General features: G+C 63.9%; 18 protein-coding genes and 1 other RNA gene. 14 read left to right on the top strand and 5 right to left on the bottom strand.

All coding sequences use genetic code 11. The features are described from left to right. Window positions 1-126: 126 nt before the first annotated feature. Window positions 127-984 carry a MurR/RpiR family transcriptional regulator gene (locus tag G3N59_RS05040; RefSeq protein ID WP_205981444.1) on the bottom strand — a complete coding sequence of 286 codons (858 nt, stop codon included), beginning with the start codon at window positions 982-984 and terminating at the stop codon, window positions 127-129. A gap of 277 nt (window positions 985-1,261) precedes the next feature. On the opposite strand from G3N59_RS05040, the gene edd reads away from it, so the two are divergent. The 4 genes from edd to G3N59_RS05020 all read left to right on the top strand — a co-directional run bounded on the left by edd (window position 1,262) and on the right by G3N59_RS05020 (window position 6,144). Next, window positions 1,262-3,157 carry a phosphogluconate dehydratase gene (gene edd / locus G3N59_RS05035; protein ID WP_205981443.1) on the top strand — a complete coding sequence of 632 codons (1,896 nt, stop codon included), beginning with the start codon at window positions 1,262-1,264 and terminating at the stop codon, window positions 3,155-3,157. A gap of 23 nt (window positions 3,158-3,180) precedes the next feature. Further along, window positions 3,181-3,822 carry a bifunctional 4-hydroxy-2-oxoglutarate aldolase/2-dehydro-3-deoxy-phosphogluconate aldolase gene (gene eda / locus G3N59_RS05030; protein WP_205981442.1) on the top strand — a complete coding sequence of 214 codons (642 nt, stop codon included), beginning with the start codon at window positions 3,181-3,183 and terminating at the stop codon, window positions 3,820-3,822. Between the two features lie 390 nt (window positions 3,823-4,212). Beyond that, window positions 4,213-5,574, top strand: a complete 1,362-nt coding sequence (locus G3N59_RS05025; RefSeq protein WP_205981441.1) for a GntP family permease — start codon at window positions 4,213-4,215, stop codon at window positions 5,572-5,574. Window positions 5,575-5,640: 66 nt separating this feature from the next. Next, the gene (locus G3N59_RS05020) at window positions 5,641-6,144 is read left to right on the top strand and encodes a gluconokinase (RefSeq protein WP_205981440.1); all 504 of its coding nucleotides are present in this window, start codon (window positions 5,641-5,643) and stop codon (window positions 6,142-6,144) included. A 98-nt stretch (window positions 6,145-6,242) separates the two neighbouring features. On the opposite strand, the gene purB is transcribed toward G3N59_RS05020, so the two are convergent. Next, on the bottom strand, window positions 6,243-7,631 hold the full coding sequence (purB, locus tag G3N59_RS05015; protein WP_205981439.1) for an adenylosuccinate lyase: 1,389 nt from the start codon (window positions 7,629-7,631) through the stop codon (window positions 6,243-6,245). A 224-nt stretch (window positions 7,632-7,855) separates the two neighbouring features. Between purB and G3N59_RS05010 the strand changes: the two genes are divergently transcribed. Continuing rightward, the gene (locus tag G3N59_RS05010; protein ID WP_205981438.1) at window positions 7,856-9,667 is read left to right on the top strand and encodes a tetratricopeptide repeat protein; all 1,812 of its coding nucleotides are present in this window, start codon (window positions 7,856-7,858) and stop codon (window positions 9,665-9,667) included. Window positions 9,668-9,756: 89 nt separating this feature from the next. Further along, a complete protein-coding gene (locus G3N59_RS05005) occupies window positions 9,757-10,707 on the top strand; it encodes a LysR family transcriptional regulator (RefSeq protein ID WP_205981437.1) in 951 nt (316 codons plus the stop codon). Window positions 10,708-10,732: 25 nt separating this feature from the next. Here the strand turns inward: G3N59_RS05005 and G3N59_RS05000 are convergent, their stop codons facing one another. Further along, complete coding sequence (locus G3N59_RS05000) at window positions 10,733-11,035, bottom strand: hypothetical protein (RefSeq protein ID WP_205981436.1); 303 nt, start codon at window positions 11,033-11,035, stop codon at window positions 10,733-10,735. On the opposite strand from G3N59_RS05000, the gene G3N59_RS04995 reads away from it, so the two are divergent. The 5 genes from G3N59_RS04995 to G3N59_RS04975 all read left to right on the top strand — a co-directional run bounded on the left by G3N59_RS04995 (window position 11,034) and on the right by G3N59_RS04975 (window position 15,735). Beyond that, window positions 11,034-12,332 carry a Glu/Leu/Phe/Val dehydrogenase gene (locus G3N59_RS04995; protein WP_205981435.1) on the top strand — a complete coding sequence of 433 codons (1,299 nt, stop codon included), beginning with the start codon at window positions 11,034-11,036 and terminating at the stop codon, window positions 12,330-12,332. The genes G3N59_RS05000 and G3N59_RS04995 overlap by 2 nt on opposite strands. A 288-nt stretch (window positions 12,333-12,620) precedes the next feature. Then, window positions 12,621-13,514: a glutamate/aspartate ABC transporter substrate-binding protein gene (locus tag G3N59_RS04990; protein ID WP_205981434.1), complete on the top strand. Its 894-nt coding sequence runs from the start codon at window positions 12,621-12,623 to the stop codon at window positions 13,512-13,514. Window positions 13,515-13,595: 81 nt separating this feature from the next. Beyond that, a complete protein-coding gene (locus G3N59_RS04985; protein WP_205981433.1) occupies window positions 13,596-14,336 on the top strand; it encodes an amino acid ABC transporter permease in 741 nt (246 codons plus the stop codon). Further along, complete coding sequence (gltK, locus tag G3N59_RS04980; RefSeq protein ID WP_205981432.1) at window positions 14,336-15,013, top strand: glutamate/aspartate ABC transporter permease GltK; 678 nt, start codon at window positions 14,336-14,338, stop codon at window positions 15,011-15,013. The genes G3N59_RS04985 and gltK overlap by 1 nt, the downstream gene beginning before the upstream one ends. Then, entirely contained in the window at window positions 15,010-15,735 is a 726-nt protein-coding gene (locus G3N59_RS04975; RefSeq protein ID WP_205981431.1) for an amino acid ABC transporter ATP-binding protein, read from the top strand. Before gltK ends, G3N59_RS04975 begins: the two co-directional genes overlap by 4 nt. Window positions 15,736-15,850: 115 nt before the next feature. On the opposite strand, the gene G3N59_RS04970 is transcribed toward G3N59_RS04975, so the two are convergent. After that, window positions 15,851-16,771 carry a class II glutamine amidotransferase gene (locus G3N59_RS04970; protein WP_205981430.1) on the bottom strand — a complete coding sequence of 307 codons (921 nt, stop codon included), beginning with the start codon at window positions 16,769-16,771 and terminating at the stop codon, window positions 15,851-15,853. A 374-nt stretch (window positions 16,772-17,145) separates the two neighbouring features. Here G3N59_RS04970 and pyrC point away from each other — a divergent pair, with 374 nt between their 5' ends. The 3 genes from pyrC to rnpB all read left to right on the top strand — a co-directional run bounded on the left by pyrC (window position 17,146) and on the right by rnpB (window position 19,586). Then, window positions 17,146-18,201, top strand: coding sequence for a dihydroorotase (pyrC, locus tag G3N59_RS04965; RefSeq protein ID WP_205981429.1), 1,056 nt, complete (start codon window positions 17,146-17,148; stop codon window positions 18,199-18,201). 92 nt (window positions 18,202-18,293) lie between these two features. After that, on the top strand, window positions 18,294-19,151 hold the full coding sequence (locus G3N59_RS04960; protein ID WP_205981498.1) for a DUF3025 domain-containing protein: 858 nt from the start codon (window positions 18,294-18,296) through the stop codon (window positions 19,149-19,151). A gap of 24 nt (window positions 19,152-19,175) precedes the next feature. Further along, window positions 19,176-19,586: RNase P RNA component class A (gene rnpB / locus G3N59_RS04955), an RNA gene on the top strand. A gap of 69 nt (window positions 19,587-19,655) precedes the next feature. Here the strand turns inward: rnpB and G3N59_RS04950 are convergent. Further along, the gene (locus G3N59_RS04950) at window positions 19,656-20,078 is read right to left on the bottom strand and encodes an OsmC family protein (protein ID WP_167061121.1); all 423 of its coding nucleotides are present in this window, start codon (window positions 20,076-20,078) and stop codon (window positions 19,656-19,658) included. Between the last annotated feature and the right edge of the window lie 18 nt (window positions 20,079-20,096).

Genomic DNA, 20,096 nt, shown 5'->3' with positions numbered 1-20,096 from the left:
TCCGGTGAGCCATGCCTCAACTCGATAGTCGGCCACGTAGTTCAGGCCGAAATGCAAAGCGGACTCCTCAGGGAGTCCGCTTTTTTTTATTTGCGTGCGCACCAAGCGTCAGTCTGCGCCGCCATCTCAACCATGCGGATCAAGCCGACGCTTCGCGATGATCTCTTTGGCATCGGCGAGCTTTTCGGCCAGTTCGGGGCCGCGCTGCAGCGCCACACCGACCGCAAGAATGTCGCCGATCGCCAGATGCGAGGTGCGCGATGTCATCGGCGAGAAGACGTCGGTGTCTTCGTCGACGTTCGCGTGCAGGCCCACGCTCGCGAGGCGCGCAAGCGGCGAGGTGCCGTGCGTGATGGCGATCACCTTGGCGCCGCGATCGAGCGCCGTGCGCGCCGCGTCCACCACGTCGCGCGTGCGCCCCGTATTCGAGATCGCGACGACGACGTCGCCGGGCCCGAGTAGTGCTGCAGACATCAGGAAGGTGTGCGGATCGGCATACGCCACGCTCGGCATGCCCAGCCGGAAGAACTTGTGCTGCATGTCCTGCGCGGCGATGCCGGAGCCGCCCGCACCGTAGAACTCGATACGCGAAGCGTTCGCGAGCAGCGCGATCGCTGCGCCGAGCGCATCGGTGGACAGGTTGTTACGCACCTGCACGAGCGCGCCGATGGTGCGGTCGAGCACCTTGGCGGCAACGCCGGGCACGGGTTCGTCGGGGCGCACGTCGCGGTAGACGGCGGGCAGTTCGGTCGGCAGATCGCCCGCCACGGCTTGCGCGAGCCGGATCTTGAATTCGCGGAAGCCCGAGAACCCGAGCGCATGGCAGAAGCGCGCAATCGTCGGCTGGCTTACGCCGGCACGGTGCGCGACTTCGGTCATCGAAAGGTCGAGCAGTTCGCGCGGCGCTTCGACGATGTAATCGGCGAGTTTGCGCTCGGATGGGCGCAATTGCTCGCGAATGGCTTTCACCTGGGACAGCAGCATCAGGAAACTCGCACTATGCTGAAAGATCCGTGGACTATAGCGGATCGTTGACGATGTACAAAAACTACAAGAATGGATTGCGCAATGCAATGCTCGTTTTCGCCGAATCGTTGATAGACAACGTTTATAGGAAATTTTTCAGCGTTTGCAGGATTCGAATCCAGGGCAAAACCGGGATTGCGAGCATGTAGTTTTTCTACTAACATCGCGCCATCGCTGACCGGACCGCGTGATGTGTCCCCGAGCGTCCCCGCGAGATAAAAAGGAAGGAGATTCGATGGTTTCCCCGCATTCTCAGTTGATGAAGGTCACGCGGCGCGTGATCGAGCGCAGCAAGCCGACGCGTGAGGCCTATCTCGCGCGTATCGTCGCGGCGCAGGACCGTTTCCCGGCACGCGGCGCGCTCTCGTGCGCGAACCTCGCTCACGGTTTCGCCGGTCTCGAAGGGCGCGACAAGATCGCTATCAAGTCGATCCGCGAACCGAACATCGGCATCGTCTCGTCCTATAACGAGATGCTCTCGGCGCACGCGCCGTACAAGGATTTCCCCGAAATCATCAAGAAGGCGGCCCGCGAAGGCGGCGGCGTCGCGCAATTCGCGGGCGGCGTGCCGGCGATGTGCGACGGCGTCACGCAGGGTAATGCCGGCATGGAACTGTCGCTGTTCTCGCGCGAAGTGATCGCGATGAGCACGGCCGTTGCGCTCACGCACAATATGTTCGACGCGGCGCTGTGTCTCGGCGTGTGCGACAAGATCGTGCCGGGCCTGTTGATCGGCGCGCTTCAGTTCGGCCATCTGCCGACCATCTTCGTGCCCGCGGGCCCGATGACCACGGGCATCTCGAACGACGACAAGGCCAAGGTGCGCCAGCAGTTCGCGACCGGCCAGTGCGGCCGCGAGGCGCTGCTCGAATCCGAAGCCGCGGCTTATCACGGTCACGGCACCTGCACGTTCTACGGCACGGCCAACAGCAACCAGATGCTGATGGAAGTGATGGGCCTGCATCTGCCGGGTTCGGCGTTCATCCACCCGCACACGCCGCTGCGCGACGAACTCACGGCAGCCGCCGCGCGCCGCGTGCTCGAATTGACCGTCGAGCGCGGCAATTACACGCCGATCGGCCATGTGGTCGACGAAAAGGCGGTGATCAACGGCATCGTCGCGCTGATGGCGACGGGCGGCTCGACCAATCACACGCTGCATCTCGTGGCGATGGCCCGCGCGGCCGGCATCCTGATCGACTGGAACGACTTCGACGAGCTGTCGGCGGCGGTGCCGCTGCTTGCGCGTGTCTATCCGAACGGCAAGGCCGACGTGAACCATTTCCACGCGGCAGGCGGCATCGCTTTCCTCGTGCGCGAACTGCTCGACGGCGGTCTGCTGCACGAAGACGTCAAGACGGTGGCGGGCGAGGGGCTGCGTCATTACGCGCAGGAGCCGAAGCTGCTCGACGGCAAACTCACGTGGGTGCCGGCGGTGGAAAAGAGCGCCGATCCGGCCGTATTGCGTCCGCTGCCCGAGCCGTTCCAGCCGGACGGCGGGCTGCGTTTGATGCAAGGCCGTCTGGGCCGTGGCGTCATCAAGATTTCGGCGGTCGCGCCTGACCATCGCACGGTGCGTGCGCCGGCAATCGTGTTCGATTCGCAGGAAGCCGTGCAGGAAGCTTTCGATCGCGGCGAGCTCGAGCGTGATTTCGTGGCCGTCGTGCGCTTCCAGGGCGCGCGCGCCAACGGCATGCCGGAGCTGCACCGCCTCACGCCGCTGCTCGGCGTGTTGCAGGACAAGGGCTTCCACGTGGCGCTCGTGACCGATGGCCGGATGTCGGGCGCGTCGGGCAAGGTGCCCGCTGTGATCCACGTGTCGCCGGAAACGCTGCTGCGCGGCCCGATCGGCAAGGTGCGCGATGGCGATACGATCGTGATCGATGCCGTGGCAGGCGTGCTCGATGTCGATATGGACGACGCCGAATGGGACGCGCGCCCGGTCGCGCTGCCCACGCATCAGGAAAGCAATGAAGTGGGCTTCGGCCGCGAGCTGTTCGGCGTGTTCCGCGCTGCGGCCGCGCCGGCGGAACTGGGCGCGACGGTGTTCGGCCCGCTCGTTGGCGAGACGCCCGAGCATGCGGCTTCGCTTGCTTCCTCGACGTCCGCAGCTTCCCACGCGACGAACTGAATTCATCATCAAGGAGCCTGAACATGGCAACAAACACGGTAGCCGACATCGTCCGACTCGGTCCGGTGATCCCGGTGCTGGCATTCGACACGGCCGAGCAGGGCGAGCACGTCTCGCGCGCGCTGCACGCGGGCGGCGTCAAGGTGCTGGAAATCACGCTGCGCACCAAGGCGGGTCTGGAAGCGATCGAGCGCGCCGCGCAGATCGCGCCGGATATCGCCGTTGGCGTGGGCACGATCACGAAGCCCGAGCATTGCGCACTGGCGAAGAAGGCCGGCGCGACCTTTGGCGTGTCGCCGGGCTTGACGCGTGAAATCCATCAGGCTTCGCTCGACGCCGGTTTGCCGCTGCTGCCGGGCGTGATGACGCCGACCGACATCATCGTCGCGATGGAACTGGGCTACGAGATCGTCAAGTTCTTCCCGGCGGTGCCGGCGGGCGGCCTGAACATGCTGCAGGCGTTCCACGGTCCGTTCCCGACGCTCAAGTTCTGCCCGACGGGCGGCATCAGCGCCGAAACCGCGCCGAACTTCCTCGCGCTGCCCAATGTGGTGTGCGTCGGCGGTTCGTGGCTCACGCCGAAGGCTGCGCTCGCCAATCAGGATTGGGCCGAAGTGACGCGCCTCGCGCGCGCCGCGAGCGAACTGGCGCGCCCGGTGAATTGAGTGTTGCAAACAGCATCGGATAAATAGGGTGTTAGTACCCCTAATTTTGATGCTGGGCGTATTCGTCTCGATATCGATCGAACACGATGCTAAAGGCAACTAACGGACCGGCAATTCCGGGTGCGATGGGGCGAGCAGTACCCCGCGCACCGCGGGCCGTCAGAGCGTTTTTGCCGCAGGCATCCACGAGCCGCGCAGGCCGCGCCCACTGGGCGTGAGGCCTGCGCGGCTCGCTCGTCTTTCGAGCAAACAACGCCGAAAGCCGTTATAACCACTACAATCTCGGCCCGGCGACGGCCGACCCCCTGCCAGCAGACCCGATTCACGCACCGTCAGTGCATCGTTTCGTGGTCACGGAAGGGAATGAACAACTACCTGGAGAGGAGCCTCATGGGAGTGGCCCACGGCAGTTCGCTGCTGATTTACGCGCTCGTCGCGATTGCTGCGCTGATCTTCATGATCACGCGTTTGAAGGTTTTTCCGTTTCTCGTTCTGATCATTGTTTCGCTGCTGCTCGGCCTCGCCGTCGGCATGCCGATGGATCAGATCGTCAAGTCTTTCGAGACCGGTAACGGCAACACGCTCGGCCACATCGCGATCGTGGTGGGTCTGGGCACGATGCTCGGCAAGATGATGGCCGAGTCGGGCGGCGCCGAGCGCATCGCCACCACGCTGATCCGCTGGTTCGGCGAGAAGAACATTCACTGGGCGATGATGTGCGTCGCCGTGATCGTCGGCTTGCCGGTGTTCTTCGAAGTGGGCTTCGTGCTGCTGATTCCGATCGCGTTCAACGTCGCCAAGCGTACCGGCAAGTCGCTGCTGCTGATCGGCCTGCCGATGGTCGCGGGTCTGTCGGTCGTGCACGGCCTGATTCCGCCGCACCCGGCCGCGCTGCTGGCCGTGCAGGCGTATCACGCCGATATCGGCAAGACCATTGCCTATGGTCTGATCGTTGGCATTCCGACGGCGATCGTCGCCGGTCCGCTGTTCGCGCTCTTTATTCACCGCCACATCAAGCTGCCGGAGAACAATCCGCTTTCCGCGCAGTTCGTGAGCAAGGCCGATCCGAAGCCGGATAGCGAACTGCCGAGCTTCGGCATCACGCTGTTCACGATCCTGCTGCCGGTGATCCTGATGCTGGTGGGCTCGTGGGCCGATCTGGTCTTCACGCCCAAGACGCTGCCGAACAATCTGTTGCACTTCATCGGCACGTCCGATGTCGCGCTGCTGATCGCCGTGCTGGTAAGCTTCTGGACCTTCGGCGCATCGCGCGGCTTCAACCGCGAGCAGATCCAGAAGTTCTGCGGCGACTGTCTGGCGCCGATCGCAGGCATCACGCTGATCGTGGGTGCGGGCGGCGGTTTCGGCCGCGTGCTGATGGATAGCGGCGTGTCGAAGCAGATCGTCGAACTCGCGCAGTCGGCGCATATGTCGCCGCTGCTGCTGGGCTGGCTGGTGGCCGCACTGATCCGTCTCGCGACGGGTTCGGCCACGGTGGCCATGACCACGGCCTGCGGCATCGTTGCGCCGATCGCCCAGGCGGCGGGCGTGACTGTGCAGCCGGAACTGCTCGTGCTGGCCACGGGTGCGGGCTCGCTGATCTTCTCGCACGTCAACGACGGCGGCTTCTGGCTGATCAAGGAATATTTCGGCATGACCGTGGGTCAGACGTTCAAGACCTGGTCGCTGCTGGAAACCATTATTTCGCTGCTGGGCCTCGGACTCACGTTCGCGCTTTCGGCAGTGGTGTAACGGGCAATTTATGGATGGGGCGGGAGTCGGTGCTACAGCGCTAACTTCTGCCGACAAGGAGCAGTAATGATTCTGATTGCAATGGGCGTGTCGGGCGCCGGCAAGTCGCGCATCGGCGAAATGCTGGCCGAGCGCCTCAAGTGCACCTTCACCGACGGCGACGCGTTCCACAGCGAAGCCAACAAGAAGAAGATGCACGACGGCGTTCCGCTGACCGATGACGACCGCTGGCCCTGGCTGCGCACGATTCGCGTCGCCATCGAGGAAAAGCAGCAGGCGCATGAAACGGCCGTGTTCACGTGCTCGTCGCTCAAGCGTTCGTACCGCGACATCCTGCGCGGCGGCGACCACGACGTCTGCTTCGTCTACCTGAAGGGTTCGTTCGAAGTGCTGCACGAGCGTCTGGCGACGCGCACGGGTCACTTCTTCGATCCGTCGCTGCTGCAAAGCCAGCTCGACACGCTCGAAGAGCCGGGCAGCGACGAAGCCATCGTCGTGAGCATCGAGCTCTCGCCCGAGCAGATCGTCGACGACGTGCTCAAGCAGCTGGAAACGCGCCGCGCGGGTTGATCCGCGTTCGTCATCGTTTCCCTGCTTCGCTGTTCGCAGACGAAAAAAAGCCCCGGTTCGATACCGGGGCTTTTTGTTTTCCGCTGCGGTGAACAGGCTTACGCGATGCGCTTCGCCAGTTCCGCTGCCTTGCCGATGTAGGAGGCGGGCGTCATCTCCATCAGACGCTGCTTCGCATCTTCCGGAATCGCCAGGCCCGCCACGAAGGTCTGCAGCGCTTCGCGCGTGATGCCCTTGCCGCGCGTGAGTTCCTTGAGCTGCTCGTACGGGTTCTCGATGCCATAACGGCGCATGACGGTCTGCACCGGCTCGGCCAGCACTTCCCACGTTGCGTCGAGGTCTTCGTCCAGGCGCTGCGGGTTGATTTCGAGCTTGTCCAGACCGCGGATCAGCGCGTCATAGGCGAGCAGCGAGTAACCGAGCGCGACGCCGATATTGCGCAGCACCGTCGAGTCGGTCAGGTCGCGCTGCCAGCGCGAAACCGGCAGCTTGTCGGCGAGGTGGCGCAGCGTCGCGTTGGCGAGGCCGAGGTTGCCTTCCGAGTTTTCGAAGTCGATCGGGTTGACCTTGTGCGGCATGGTCGACGAACCGATTTCGCCGGCCTTCAGCTTCTGCTTGAAGTAGCCGAGCGAGATGTAGCCCCAGACGTCGCGGTCGAGGTCGAGCAGGATCGTGTTCGCGCGCGCGATGGCGTCGAACAGTTCGGCCATGTAGTCGTGCGGTTCGATCTGGATCGTGTACGGGTTGAACACGAGCTTCAGACGCTGTTCGACGACGTCCTTCGAGAACGCTTCCCAGTCGAATTCCGGGTACGCCGACAGGTGCGCATTGAAGTTGCCGACCGCGCCGTTCATCTTGCCGAGCAGTTCGACCTTCTCGATACGCTGGATCGCACGCGCGAGACGCGCCGCGACGTTGGCGATTTCCTTGCCCAGCGTGGTCGGGCTGGCGGGCTGACCGTGCGTGCGCGAGAGCATCGGCTGATCGGCGTGCGTGTGCGCGAGCTTGACGAGACGCTCGTACACCGAGCGCAGCGCCGGCAGGATCACGTGTTCGCGCGCGCCGGCGATCATCAGGCCGTGCGAGGTGTTGTTGATGTCTTCCGAGGTGCAGGCGAAGTGGATGAATTCGCTTGCGCGCTCCAGTTCCGGCTGACCCTTCACCGATTCCTTGAGCCAGTATTCGACGGCCTTGACGTCGTGGTTCGTCACGCGCTCGATGTCCTTGATGCGCGCGGCGTCGTGCGCCGTGAAGTTCTCGGCGAGCTTGAGCAGGAACTGCTCCGACGCTTCCGAGAAGCGCGGCACTTCCGCGAAGCCGGCTTGCGACAGGGCGATCAGCCAGTGGATTTCCACGGTCACGCGGTTGCGCATGAAGGCGGCTTCCGAGAGCCATTCGCGCAGGGCTTCGGTTTTCGAGGCGTAACGGCCGTCGAGCGGGGAGAGCGCGTTGAGCGCGAAGAGGGTATCGGGACGAGTGTCGGACATGATGGGGACGTAACGGCTGACGTTACGATCAGAAAGGAACCGGGGGGAGCCGCATATTTTATCACCACGCTGACAGGGGCCGGGCGGCAATGCGGACCTGGGCAAAGCCGGGTGTCGGCGCGGCGTCCGGCACGGTTTTCGGACTCATCTGACAGACTTCGGGAAGCGCGGGCGATACCTTTGAAGGGTCGGCAGCACTGGCTGCTTCAAGCTCCCCGATCCGCATGAACCACGACCTTGCTTCTTCCGCGCTTTCCCCCGCCGCCGAATCCGCTCAATTCGTCGCAGCCGGTCTTGCCGAACATCGGGCGGGCCGGCTTCCCGCCGCGCAAGCGCTCTACGAATGCGCCCTCGCGCGCGATGCCGGTTGTGCCGGCGCGCTGCACTATCTGGGCGTGCTCGCCATGGGGCGCAACGAACTGGCTGGCGCCGTCACGCTGATGGACCAGGCGCTCGCCCTGGCGCCGCACGACAGCGAATGCCTGAGCAACCGCGGCGTGGCGGCCGCGCGCATGAACGATCACGCCGGCGCGGTGGCGTTCCAGCGCAAGGCCATCGAACACGCGCCCGCGTTCGCCAACGCGCACAACAACCTGGGCAACGCGCTGATGGAACTGGGCGACGCTGCCGCGGCCGAGCAACACTATCGCTGCGCGCGTGCGCTCGACCCGCAATCGGCGCATTTCGCCTTCAATCTGGGGCGCGCGCTGGACAAGGCGGATCGCAAGGACGAAGCCATCGCCGAACTGCGCGCGGCGCGCGCATTGGGCGCGAACGACACGGCCACGCTGATGCACCTCGGCAAGCTGCTGAATGCGTCCGAAGAGCATGCCGAGGCGCTGGACTGCTTCGAAGCGATCGTTGCGCGCGAGCCTGACAATGCCACCGCGTACTTCGAACTCGGGCTGGCCTGCGATTCCCTGCACCGTTACGACGACGCGATCCCGCTGTATGAGCGTGCGGCGCTGCTCAGGCCCGATGCCGTGGGCCCGGTGAACAATCTCGCTTTCGCCTACACCGCGCTTGCGCGCTACGACGAGGCCGAAGCCGGATACCGGCGAGCGCTGCAACTGGACCCCGGCTTGCCGGAGTCGCTGTTCCAGCTCGGCATGCTGCTGCTGCGTCGCGACGACTACACCGAAGGCTGGCCGCTGTTCGAATGCCGCAAGACCACGCGCATCGGCAAACCCAACTACCGCAAGCTGTCCTGTGCCGAATGGCAGGGCGAACCGGTCGCGGGCAAGCGCTTTTTGATCTCGCGCGAACAGGGCGTGGGCGACCAGATCCAGTTCGTGCGCTACGCCAGCGTGCTGGCCGCGCGCGGTGCGCAGGTCAATGTATGGGTGGCGCCGGAACTGGCTTCGCTCGTGGCGTCCGTGCCGGGCGTTTCCCGCGTCCTGAGCGACAAACCGGACGACGAAACCGTCGCGCGCGATTACGACTACTGGTGCGACGTGATGAGCCTGCCGGGGCGTCTGCCCGGCGAGCCGATCTACGCCCAGGTGCCTTACTTGCACGCGCAACCGGCGCAGGCGGCGGCGTGGCGCGAGCGCGTGCAGAGGCTCGCGCCGCATGCGCAGCGCCGCATCGGTCTGGTCTGGGCCGGAAATCCGCGTCATCACTTCGATGCGTTCCGCTCCGTGCCGCTCACGACCTTGCTGCCGCTCGCGCAACGCGAAGGCAACGCCTGGTTCGCCATCCAGAAGGGACCGGGCGCGACCCAGCTCGCCGATGTGGCAGGGCGCTGGCCGCTGCACGCAATCGGCGACGAACTGTCGGACTTCGCCGCCACGGCCGCGCTGATCGAGAATCTGGACCTGGTCATTACCGTCGATACTTCGGTCGCGCATCTGGCGGGCGCGCTCGGCAAGCCGGTCTGGGTGCTGCTGGCGGCGCAGCCCGACTGGCGCTGGGGCAAGAATCGCGACGATTCCATCTGGTATCCGTCGGCGCGCGTGTTCCGGCAGAGCAAGCTGGGCGACTGGAGCGATGTGCTGGCGGCATTGCAGGGCGCGTTGAGCGAAACCGCGCCGTAAGGCGGCGCCTTGGGAATTCCCCGATGGCCGCCCCAGAGCGGCGCGCGCGGGCCTAGAATGCGGACTTCTCATTCGCTCCCCGGTCCCGCATGGAACTCAAATGGCTCGAAGACTTCGTTTCGCTCGCGGAAACGCATAGTTTCAGCCGCTCCGCCGAGCTGCGCCACGTCACGCAGCCGGCGTTCTCGCGCCGGATTCAGGCACTCGAAGCGTGGCTGGGCACCGAACTGATCGATCGTTCGGTTTATCCGACGCGTCTGACTTCCGCGGGCCAGGTGTTCTACGAGCAGGCGCTCGCCATGCTGTCGCAGTTTCACGAGGCGCGCACGGTGCTGCGCGGTCACACGGCCACGCCTGCCGCGACGATCGAATTTGCGGTGCCGCACACGCTCTCGCTCACGTATTTTCCGCGCTGGCTCGAGCGTATCGAGGCGAAACTCGGCCGCATTCACACGCGTCTGCGCGCACTCAACGTGCACGACGCGGTGCTCTCGCTGGTCGAAGGCGGTTGCGATCTGGTGATGGGTTATCACCATCCGAGCCATCCCGTGACGCTCGATCCGGCGCGCTACGACACGCTCACGCTCGGTATCGAATCGATCAGCCCGTACTCGGCGCCGCAACGCGCGGGCCGCGCGCGCTACACGCTGCCGGGCACGCCCGACGCGCCCACGCCGTATCTCTCCTACACGCCGAACGCCTACCTTGGCCGCATGACCGAGGTGATCGTCGCCAATGCGCCGACGCGGCTTTATCTCGACCGCGTCTACGAAACCGATATGGCCGAAGGCCTCAAGGCGATGACGCAGGCCGGTCACGGCATCGCTTTTCTGCCGCACAGCGCGGTGGAGGAAGCGGTCGCGCAGGGCAAGCTGATTCGTCTCGATCGCGGCACGCGTGGCGCGCCTGAGGGCCAGTTCACGCTCGATATGGAAATCCGCCTCTATCGCGACAAGCTCGCCGCTCAAGGCGACGACGCCCGCGAAGCGCTCGTGCGGGCGCTGTGGGATGCGGTCAGCCAGGAAATCGCGCGCGGGTAGTAGCGCCTGGTCGCGGGCAGCGCAGTCAGCGACTGCCGGCAAATTTCACCAAAGAATCAAGGTCGATGCGAAAGCGGGCACGGTAGCGCAAGCCACCGTGCCCGCTTTCGCATTGCTGTTTTGCGCGCTCCGAAACAATCGTTGCGTCATGTTGACGCGCCAACGCGATTCCCGCAAACGCCCGCCGTTGCGGGACATCGGCGACACGTTCTTTCGACTTTTTCAACGTTATGCACGAAAAGCATAACGTGATGAGCAAACGGCATTGGCGCTGGCGAAGGGCTTTTCTGACAATGGCAGCACTTGTTCGATCGCTTGGAGCGTTCATGTCTTCCCAATCGCAGTCTGCTGTGTCTTCGGTTCCTTCCTACCTTAACGCCGAGTCGCTCGGTCCGTGGGGCAACTATCTCCGTCAGGTGGATCGCGTCGCGCCGTACCTCGGTTCGCTGTCGCGCTGGCTCGAAACGCTCAAGCGTCCGAAGCGCATTCTGATCGTCGATTGCCCGATCGAACTCGATAACGGTACCGTCGCGCACTTCGAAGGCTACCGTGTCCAGCACAACGTTTCGCGCGGTCCCGGCAAGGGCGGCGTGCGTTATCACCAGGACGTTACGTTGTCCGAAGTGATGGCGCTGTCGGCGTGGATGTCGGTGAAGAACGCGGCTGTGAACGTTCCTTACGGCGGCGCGAAGGGCGGTATCCGCGTCGATCCGCGTACGCTGTCGCGTGGTGAGCTCGAGCGCCTGACGCGCCGCTACACCAGCGAAATCGGCATCATCATCGGACCGAACACCGACATTCCTGCGCCGGACGTCAACACGAACGAGCAGATCATGGCGTGGATGATGGACACGTACTCCATGAACCAGGGCCAGACGTCCACGGGCGTCGTGACCGGCAAGCCGATCTCGCTGGGCGGCTCGCTCGGCCGTCGCGAAGCGACCGGCCGTGGCGTGTTCGTGGTCGGTTGCGAAGCGGCTCGCCGCAAGGGTCTGTCGATCGAAGGCGCACGTATTGCCGTGCAGGGTTTTGGTAACGTCGGCGGTATCGCTGCGCGTCTGTTCCAGGAAGCGGGCTCGAAGCTCGTCACGGTGCAGGACCACACGGGTTCGATCTACAAGTCGACCGGTATCGACGCCGACGCGCTGCTCGAGCACGTGGCGAAGACGGGCGGCGTGGCAGGTTTCGCCGGCGCCGACATGCTCGGCAACGACGAATTCTGGACCATCGAAACCGACATCCTGATTCCGGCCGCGCTGGAAAACCAGATCACGGAAGCGAACGCCGGCAAGATCCGCACGAAGATCATCGTCGAAGGCGCAAACGGCCCGACCACGACGGCAGCCGACGACATCCTGCACGACAAGGGCATCCTCGTGATCCCGGACGTCGTTGCGAACGCGGGTGGCGTGACCGTTTCGTACTTCGAGTGGGTGCAGGACTTCTCGAGCTTCTTCTGGACCGAAGGCGAGATCAACGAGCGTCTGGAACGCGTGATGCGCGAAGCGTTCACGGCGGTCTGGCAAGTGTCGAGCGAGCAGGGCGTGTCGATGCGTACGGCAGCGTTTATCGTGGCCTGCAAGCGCATCCTGATGGCGCGCGAAATGCGCGGCCTGTATCCCTGATCGATAACGGTTTGCCGCTTCGGAAGGCTTTCGGATCGAAGCGGTAAAAATTGCGTTGCCGGCTATCTCCGGCAACTGGCGGGCGGTCCCCACAAGGGGCCGCCCGTTTTTGCATTTGTACTGTGAAAAACATGTGAAAAAAGCCGGCGCGGGGGCGCTGTTGATGCAGCGCGCAAGCGCGATTCGACGGCGGTTGTGCGTGCTTGCAACGCCAGGGATCGCCTTTATTCTTTCAATAAAATTACTTTGCTACACTGCCCCCGATCCATGCCAAGAAGGAGATCACAGATGAAATTCAAAAAGGCCGCGCTCGTTCTCGCCACCCTCGGACTGGTCGCCGTCGGTGCTCACGCGCAGGACTCGGGGACGCTCAAAAAAATCAAGGACACCGGCGTGATCTCGCTGGGTCACCGCGAATCGTCGATTCCGTTTTCGTACTATGACGACAAGCAGAATGTGATCGGCTACTCGCAGGACTTCGCGCTCAAGATCGTCGAGGCGGTGAAGCAGAAGCTGAACATGCCGAACCTCAAGGTCAAGATGGTGCCGATCACCTCGCAGAACCGCATTCCGCTCGTGCAGAACGGCACGATCGACATCGAATGCGGCTCGACGACCAACAACGCCGAACGTCAGCAACAGGCCGCCTTCACGAACACGATTTTCGTGATCGGTACGCGCCTGATGACGAAGAAGGATTCGGGCATCAAGGATTTCGCCGACCTCAAGGGCAGGACCGTCGTGACGACGGCTGGCACGACGTCGGAGCGTCTGCTGCGCAAGATGAACCAGGACAAGAACCTGGGCATGAACATCATCAGCGCGAAGGACCACGGCGAATCGTTCATGACGCTCTCCACCGGCCGCGCCGTGGCGTTCATGATGGACGACGCACTGCTCGCAGGCGAGCGCGCGAAGTCGAACAATCCGGGCGATTTCGTGATCGTCGGCACGGCGCAATCGCGTGAAGCGTACGGCTGCATGCTGCGCAAGAACGACCCCGAATTCAAGAAGGTCGCCGACGACGCCATCGCCAAGGTCGAAACCTCGGGCGACGCCAACGCGATCTACAAGAAGTGGTTCGAATCGCCGATTCCGCCGAAGGGTCTCAACCTGAACTTCCCGGAAAGCGACGACATGAAGGCGCTCTACAAGAGCCCGAACGACAAGGCTATCGACTGATTCCGGTTAAAAACCTGATCAGCGTATAAAACAGAACGGAAGAAGCCACGCTTCTTCCGTTCTTTTTGTTGGAGTCTCTTCATGTCCTATCACTGGAACTGGGGCATTCTGCTCAGCCCGGTCTCGACGGGCGAACCCACCACCTACCTCGGCTGGCTCATTTCGGGCCTCTGGGTGACGGTATCGGTGTCGCTGTGCGCGTGGGTCATCGCGCTCATCGTCGGTTCGTTCTTCGGCGTGCTGCGCACGGTGCCGAATCGTTTTCTCGCGGCTGTCGGCACGGTCTACGTGGCGATCTTCCGCAATATCCCGCTGATCGCGCAGTTTTTCATCTGGTATTTCGTGCTGCCGGAACTCGTGCCGCCGTCGCTCGGCAACGCGTTCAAGCAGTTGCCGCCGGGTGTGCAGTTCTTCACCGCGTCGGTGATCTGTCTGGGCCTCTTCACGGCTGCGCGCGTGTGCGAGCAGGTGCGCTCGGGCATCAACGCCTTGCCGCGCGGCCAGCGCGCTGCCGGTCTGGCGATGGGTTTTACGCAATGGCAGACGTATCGCTACGTACTCCTGCCGGTTGCGTACCGCATCATCGTGCCGCCGCTCACCTCCGAATTCCTGAACATCTTCAAGAACTCGGCGGTCGCGTCGACTATCGGTCTGCTCGATCTGTCCGCGCAGGCGCGCCAGCTCGTCGATTACACGGCGCAAACCTATGAGTCGTTCATCTCGGTCACGCTCGCCTATGTGCTGATCAACCTGGTCGTCATGACGCTGATGCGCTGGGTCGAAGCGAAGAGCCGGCTGCCCGGCTATATCGGAGGCAAGTGATGCATCATTTCGACTGGAGCGGTATTCCGGGCGCGCTGCCGACGTTGTGGACCGGCGCCATCGTTACCTTCAAGATCACGGTTTGCGCGATCGTCGTCGGGATTCTGTGGGGCACGCTGCTCGCGCTGATGCGCCTGTCGGGCGTGAAGCCGCTCGAATGGTTCTCCAAGGGCTACGTGACGGTGTTCCGTTCGATCCCGCTGGTGATGGTGCTGCTGTGGTTCTTTCTGATCGTGCCGCAGGTGCTGCAGAATCTGCTGGGTCTGTCGCCGGATATCGACATTCGCCTTGCGTCCGCGATGATCGCGTTCTCGCTGTTCGAGGCCGCGTATTATTCGGAGATCATTCGCGCGGGCATTCAGGCGGTGCCGCGCGGGCAGGTCAACGCGTCGTTTGCGCTCGGCATGCGTTATGGCCAGGCGATGCAGCATGTGGTGCTGCCGCAGGCGTTTCGCGCGATGGTGCCGCTGCTGCTCACGCAGGCCATCGTGCTCTTTCAGGACACGTCGCTCGTGTATGTCATCAGTCTCGCCGACTTCTTCCGCACGGCCACCAATATCGGCGATCGTGACGGAACGATGGTCGAGATGGTACTGTTCGCGGGCGCATGCTATTTCGTGATCTGCGTGATCGCGTCGAGCCTTGTGAAAGGACTTCAGAAAAAGGTCGCAAGATGATTTCAATTAAGAACGTTTCGAAGTGGTACGGCCAGTTCCAGGTGCTGACCGACTGCACGACGGAAGTGAAGAAGGGCGAGGTGGTGGTGGTGTGCGGGCCGTCGGGCTCGGGCAAGTCCACGCTCATCAAGACCGTCAACGGACTCGAGCCGTTCCAGCAGGGCGAGATCCTCGTGAACGGCCAGTCGGTGGGCGACAAGCGCACCAATCTTTCGAAGCTGCGCGCGAAGGTGGGCATGGTGTTCCAGCACTTCGAGCTGTTTCCGCATCTGTCGATCACCCAGAATCTGACGCTCGCGCAGATCAAGGTGCTCGGCCGCGGCAAGGACGAAGCCACGCAGAAGGGCCTCAAGCTGCTCGACCGCGTGGGTCTGCGCGCGCACGCCGATAAATTCCCCGGCCAGCTTTCGGGCGGTCAGCAGCAGCGCGTGGCGATCGCGCGTGCGCTGTCGATGGACCCGGTGGCGATGCTGTTCGACGAACCCACTTCGGCGCTCGATCCCGAGATGATCAACGAAGTGCTCGACGTGATGGTGGAACTGGCCCAGGAAGGCATGACCATGATGTGCGTGACGCACGAAATGGGCTTCGCGAAGAAGGTCGCGCATCGCGTGATCTTCATGGACAAGGGCGCCATCGTCGAAGACGACCGCAAGGAAGACTTCTTCGCCAATCCGAAGTCGGATCGCGCGAAGGATTTCCTCGCCAAGATCCTGCACTGACCGATGCTGTGGCGCGCCGTGGGTTGCAAACCGCGGCGCACGCAACGAAAAAGCCGCGTAAGCTGTGGAGCTTGCGCGGCTTTTTTCATTCGGCGGATTCGATGCAGGAAAGCGCTTATTCGCCCCAGCTTTGCAACGCGGCGACCGCTTCCGGGTCGACTTCGCCCGGCTGCTTCGAGCAAGGCGACACGCGCGACGCGCTCGCGGAGGCATCCAGCGACGGGTTCTTGAGCTTGTCGAGCACCTTTTGCGGCACCGGCACGCTGGTCTGCGCGATTACCTCGCCGTGCTGGAACATCAGCAGGTCGCCGGGCGCGAAGCGGGTCCAGACTTCGTTGTCGGTGAGCGGGGCGGTGGCGATCACGGCCACGCGGTCTTCCGGCGTGGTGTATTTCGCGAAGTCGATGGACACGTCGGCGTCCACCAGATGCGCGGTGGAGAACGGCCAGCGCCGCACCAGATAGTGCAGATGCGTCGAGCAGTGCGCGAACAGCGCCTGGCCATTCGACATCAGGAAATTGAATACGCCGAACTGCGTGATTTCGCGCGTGAGCGTTTCGAGCGCGGCGAACAGTTCGTCGAGCGGCGGCTGCGAACCCGGAAATGCCTTGCGCAACCCTTGCAGCAGCACGCAGAACGCGCGCTCGCTATCGGTCGTGCCCACGGGCTGATACTGGCCCGTCAAGACCGGATTGAAGTCCTGCAGGTCGCCATTGTGGGCGAAGATCCAGTGGCGGCCCCAGAGTTCGCGCTGGAACGGGTGGCTATTTTCCAGCGAGCAACTGCCCTGGGTGGCCTTGCGGATATGCGCGATGGTGTTGCGGGATTTGATCGGATAGTGCTTGACCATCTCGGCGATGGGCGAGCGGGCCGATGCTTCGTTGTCGATGAACAGGCGGCAGGCCTTGTCTTCGAAGAATGCGATGCCCCAGCCGTCGGCGTGGTGATCGGTGGCGCCGCCGCGCGCCGCGAATCCTGTGAAGGAGAACGTGACGTCCGTCGGCGCGGCGCAGTTCATTCCGAGAAGTTGGCACATGGCGCGTATCTGATGCTGTGAAGCTGGGCCAAAGCCGGTCCGGGTCGGGCCCGGGTCTGGCCTCGTGACCCGGTACAATGATGATTTTCCAAGCATATCACCGGGCTGCGGCGCGCCAATACGAAATTTGTCGGATGCTTTCCCGCCTCGCGCGAAAGCCCGCCGCCAGAGCGTGTGCGCCGGATTGCGCGGCCAGCCGGCTGTCGTGTGCGCGCGACGCCTCGCGGCCGCTTGTGGCAGTTCGTGGCCGCTGACGGTCGCTAATGGTCGCTGATGGTCGCTGATGGTCGCCGCCTTCGCGTGTCATGCCTGGAAACGCTTGTAGCTGTCGTTTGCTGTCCCTTCCGCGCATCACGTATCAGATCAGAGTAGCCATGAACGCCACCACCCCCACGACTCTCACGCTCGCCCGCCCCGACGACTGGCACCTGCACGTGCGCGACGGCGAGATGCTCGCCGCGGTCCTGCCGCACACCGCCCGCCAGTTCGGCCGCGCGATCATCATGCCGAACCTCAAGCCGCCGGTCACCACGACCGAAATGGCCGCCGCCTATCGCGAGCGCATTCTCGCGGCGCTGCCGGCCGGCATGAAGTTCGAACCGCTGATGACGCTCTATCTGACCGACAACACGCCCGCCGACGAAATCCGCCGCGCCAAGGCAAGCGGCTTCGTGCACGGCGTGAAGCTGTATCCGGCAGGCGCGACCACCAATTCGGACGCCGGCGTGACCGACATCCGCAAGTGCGCGAAGACGCTGGAAGCGATGCAGGAAGTGGGCATGCCGCTGCTGGTGCACGGTGAAGTCACGAGCGCCGACATCGACCTGTTCGATCGCGAAAAAGTCTTTATCGACCGCGTGATGACGCCGCTGCGCCGCGATTTCCCGGGCCTCAAGGTGGTGTTCGAGCACATCACGACCAAGGATGCCGTCGATTACATCCGCGCCGATACCGCGGCTCCCGGCCTGCTGGGCGCGACCATCACCGCGCATCACCTGCTGTACAACCGCAACGCGATCTTCCTCGGCGGCATTCGTCCGCATTACTACTGCCTGCCGGTCCTGAAGCGCGAAACGCACCGCGTCGCGCTGGTCGAAGCGGCAACCTCGGGCGACGCGCGCTTCTTCCTCGGCACCGATAGCGCGCCGCACGCGAAGGGCCTGAAAGAGCACGCCTGCGGCTGCGCGGGTTGCTACACGGCGCTGCACGCGCTCGAGCTGTACGCCGAAGCGTTCGACAACGCCGGCGCGCTCGACAAGCTCGAAGGCTTCGCGAGCTTCTTCGGCGCGGACTTCTACGGCCTGCCGCGTGCGACCGAAACGGTCACGCTGCGCCGCGAAGACTGGCAACTGCCGACGGAAATCGAAGCGGGCGGCGTGCCTGTCGTGCCGCTGCGCGGCGGCGAAACGATCGGCTGGAAGCTGGCTTGAGCATTGCCATGCCTGCCGCGGCGCCCGGTGACGCGGTGCCTGCCGCGGCGCCCGGTGACGCGGTGCCGGACGTGGTCGATGCGGGCGCATCGATGCGCCCGGCATTGCCGCCGAAGCCGCCGCGCCGCAGCCTGCCCGAAGGCAGTTTCGCCGACATCGACTGGGCGCACCCGTGGTTCGCCCAGCACGAAGCGCGCGGACGCCGCTGGCAGCAGGCAGCGCTGGTGGGCTACGCGTGCTATCTGGAAGAGCTGAATGCCGATGCGCGCGCAACCGGCTATCGCACGGGGCGCGGGCAGACGCTGCACTTCATCGCGCAGGACGATCTGCCGGAAGGCGCGTCCTACGAAGGGCACATCGCCGCGACGGGCGGCGTGCCCACGCGCCATAACCTGCACGACTTCTTCAACGCGCTGCACTGGTTCGCATTCCCGCGCATCAAGGCGGCGCTCAACGCACGACAGGCCGATGCGATCGACGTGCTGGGCGTAGGCGCCACGCGCGGCAATGTCCGCGACGCCCTCACGCTGTTCGACGAAAACGCCGTGCTGTTCGCGAGCGCCGATCCCGCGCTCACGCAGGCGCTGCGCGGCTTCGACTGGCGTGCGCTGTTTGTCGAGGGGCGCGCGAAGTGGGAATCGGCCTGCGAAGTTCGCGTGTTCGGCCATGCGCTGCTCGAAAAGTTGATCACGCCCTATGCGGCGTGCACGGCGCACGCGTGGGTGATCGACGTGCCCGAAACGTATTTCACGTGGTCGCGCGCCGAGCGCAACGCCCATCTCGACGCAACGGTGAGCGCGACGCTCGCCGCCAATGCCGACCTGAACGGCCGCAGCTTCGCGCCGCTGCCGGTGCTGGGCATTCCGGGCTGGTGGGGCGCGAACGAAGCGCCGTCTTTCTACGACGACACCTCGGTGTTTCGTGCTGGCCGGCGTCAGCGCCCACGTTGAAGGCGTGCTAAGATCGCGCCTCGCAAAGCAGGCCAGGCAGTCGCGGCCCCGAGATTTCGGTCGAGGGGGCGAGGAAAGTCCGGACTCCACAGGGCAGGGTGATGGCTAACGGCCATCCGTGGCGACACGCGGAACAGGGCAACAGAGAACAGACCGCCGATGGCCCGATTTCGGTCGGGATCAGGTAAGGGTGAAACGGTGCGGTAAGAGCGCACCGCGTCTGCGGTGACGTAGACGGCACGGTAACCTCCACCCGGAGCAATTCCAAGTAGGCAGGCGCGCATCTTCGGGATGCAGGATGGGGCCCCCATTTCGTCTGCGGGTAGGAAGCTTGAGCGCGTCAGCAATGGCGCGCCTAGAGGAATGGCTGCCACGCGCGGCGCGTCTTCGGACGCGGCGTGTGCACAGAATCCGGCTTATCGGCCTGCTTTGCAGCCTCATTCATGCAAAAAGCCGGCGCGGTTCATCAGAACCGCGCCGGCTTTTTCTTTTCCCGCAGCGTTTTTAGACCGCGACGATCTCGAACGAATGCGTGATCTCGGCAGTCTTGCCGATCATGATCGACGCCGAACAGTACTTGTCGTGCGACAGGTTGATCGCGCGCTCGACCGTCGCCGGGTTCAGATTCTTGCCCGTCACCGTGAAGTGGAAGTGGATCTTCGTGAAGACCTTGGGATCTTCGCTCGCGCGTTCGGCCTTGAGCGTCACGTTGCAGCCGCTCACTTCCTGACGGCTCTTCTTCAGGATCAGCACGACGTCATAGGCCGTGCAGCCGCCGGTGCCCAGCAGCACCATTTCCATCGGACGCGGCGCGAGGTTGTGACCGCCGCCTTCCGGGGCGCCGTCCATGTTGACCAGATGGCCGCTGCCCGTTTCGGCTGCGAATGCCATGCCATCCTGACCCATCCAGCTTACTTTGACTTCCATGCTTTGCCCCTGCGCAAA

This window comes from Paraburkholderia sp. Ac-20340 (assembly GCF_017104965.1).
Classification (GTDB): domain Bacteria; phylum Pseudomonadota; class Gammaproteobacteria; order Burkholderiales; family Burkholderiaceae; genus Paraburkholderia.
Note: the sequence above shows the minus strand (reverse complement) of the source record. Positions and strands in the feature narration are given on the sequence as shown.

Bases quoted from the DNA above. Each gene is read 5' to 3' on its own strand.
- G3N59_RS05040 (WP_205981444.1), bottom strand. From the start codon at position 984: ATGCTGCTGTCCCAGGTGAAAGCCATTCGCGAGCAATTGCGCCCATCC.
- edd (WP_205981443.1), top strand. From the start codon at position 1,262: ATGGTTTCCCCGCATTCTCAGTTGATGAAGGTCACGCGGCGCGTGATC.
- eda (WP_205981442.1), top strand. From the start codon at position 3,181: ATGGCAACAAACACGGTAGCCGACATCGTCCGACTCGGTCCGGTGATC.
- G3N59_RS05025 (WP_205981441.1), top strand. From the start codon at position 4,213: ATGGGAGTGGCCCACGGCAGTTCGCTGCTGATTTACGCGCTCGTCGCG.
- G3N59_RS05020 (WP_205981440.1), top strand. From the start codon at position 5,641: ATGATTCTGATTGCAATGGGCGTGTCGGGCGCCGGCAAGTCGCGCATC.
- purB (WP_205981439.1), bottom strand. From the start codon at position 7,631: ATGTCCGACACTCGTCCCGATACCCTCTTCGCGCTCAACGCGCTCTCC.
- G3N59_RS05010 (WP_205981438.1), top strand. From the start codon at position 7,856: ATGAACCACGACCTTGCTTCTTCCGCGCTTTCCCCCGCCGCCGAATCC.
- G3N59_RS05005 (WP_205981437.1), top strand. From the start codon at position 9,757: ATGGAACTCAAATGGCTCGAAGACTTCGTTTCGCTCGCGGAAACGCAT.
- G3N59_RS04995 (WP_205981435.1), top strand. From the start codon at position 11,034: ATGTCTTCCCAATCGCAGTCTGCTGTGTCTTCGGTTCCTTCCTACCTT.
- G3N59_RS05000 (WP_205981436.1), bottom strand. From the start codon at position 11,035: ATGAACGCTCCAAGCGATCGAACAAGTGCTGCCATTGTCAGAAAAGCC.
- G3N59_RS04990 (WP_205981434.1), top strand. From the start codon at position 12,621: ATGAAATTCAAAAAGGCCGCGCTCGTTCTCGCCACCCTCGGACTGGTC.
- G3N59_RS04985 (WP_205981433.1), top strand. From the start codon at position 13,596: ATGTCCTATCACTGGAACTGGGGCATTCTGCTCAGCCCGGTCTCGACG.
- gltK (WP_205981432.1), top strand. From the start codon at position 14,336: ATGCATCATTTCGACTGGAGCGGTATTCCGGGCGCGCTGCCGACGTTG.
- G3N59_RS04975 (WP_205981431.1), top strand. From the start codon at position 15,010: ATGATTTCAATTAAGAACGTTTCGAAGTGGTACGGCCAGTTCCAGGTG.
- G3N59_RS04970 (WP_205981430.1), bottom strand. From the start codon at position 16,771: ATGTGCCAACTTCTCGGAATGAACTGCGCCGCGCCGACGGACGTCACG.
- pyrC (WP_205981429.1), top strand. From the start codon at position 17,146: ATGAACGCCACCACCCCCACGACTCTCACGCTCGCCCGCCCCGACGAC.
- G3N59_RS04960 (WP_205981498.1), top strand. From the start codon at position 18,294: ATGCGCCCGGCATTGCCGCCGAAGCCGCCGCGCCGCAGCCTGCCCGAA.
- G3N59_RS04950 (WP_167061121.1), bottom strand. From the start codon at position 20,078: ATGGAAGTCAAAGTAAGCTGGATGGGTCAGGATGGCATGGCATTCGCA.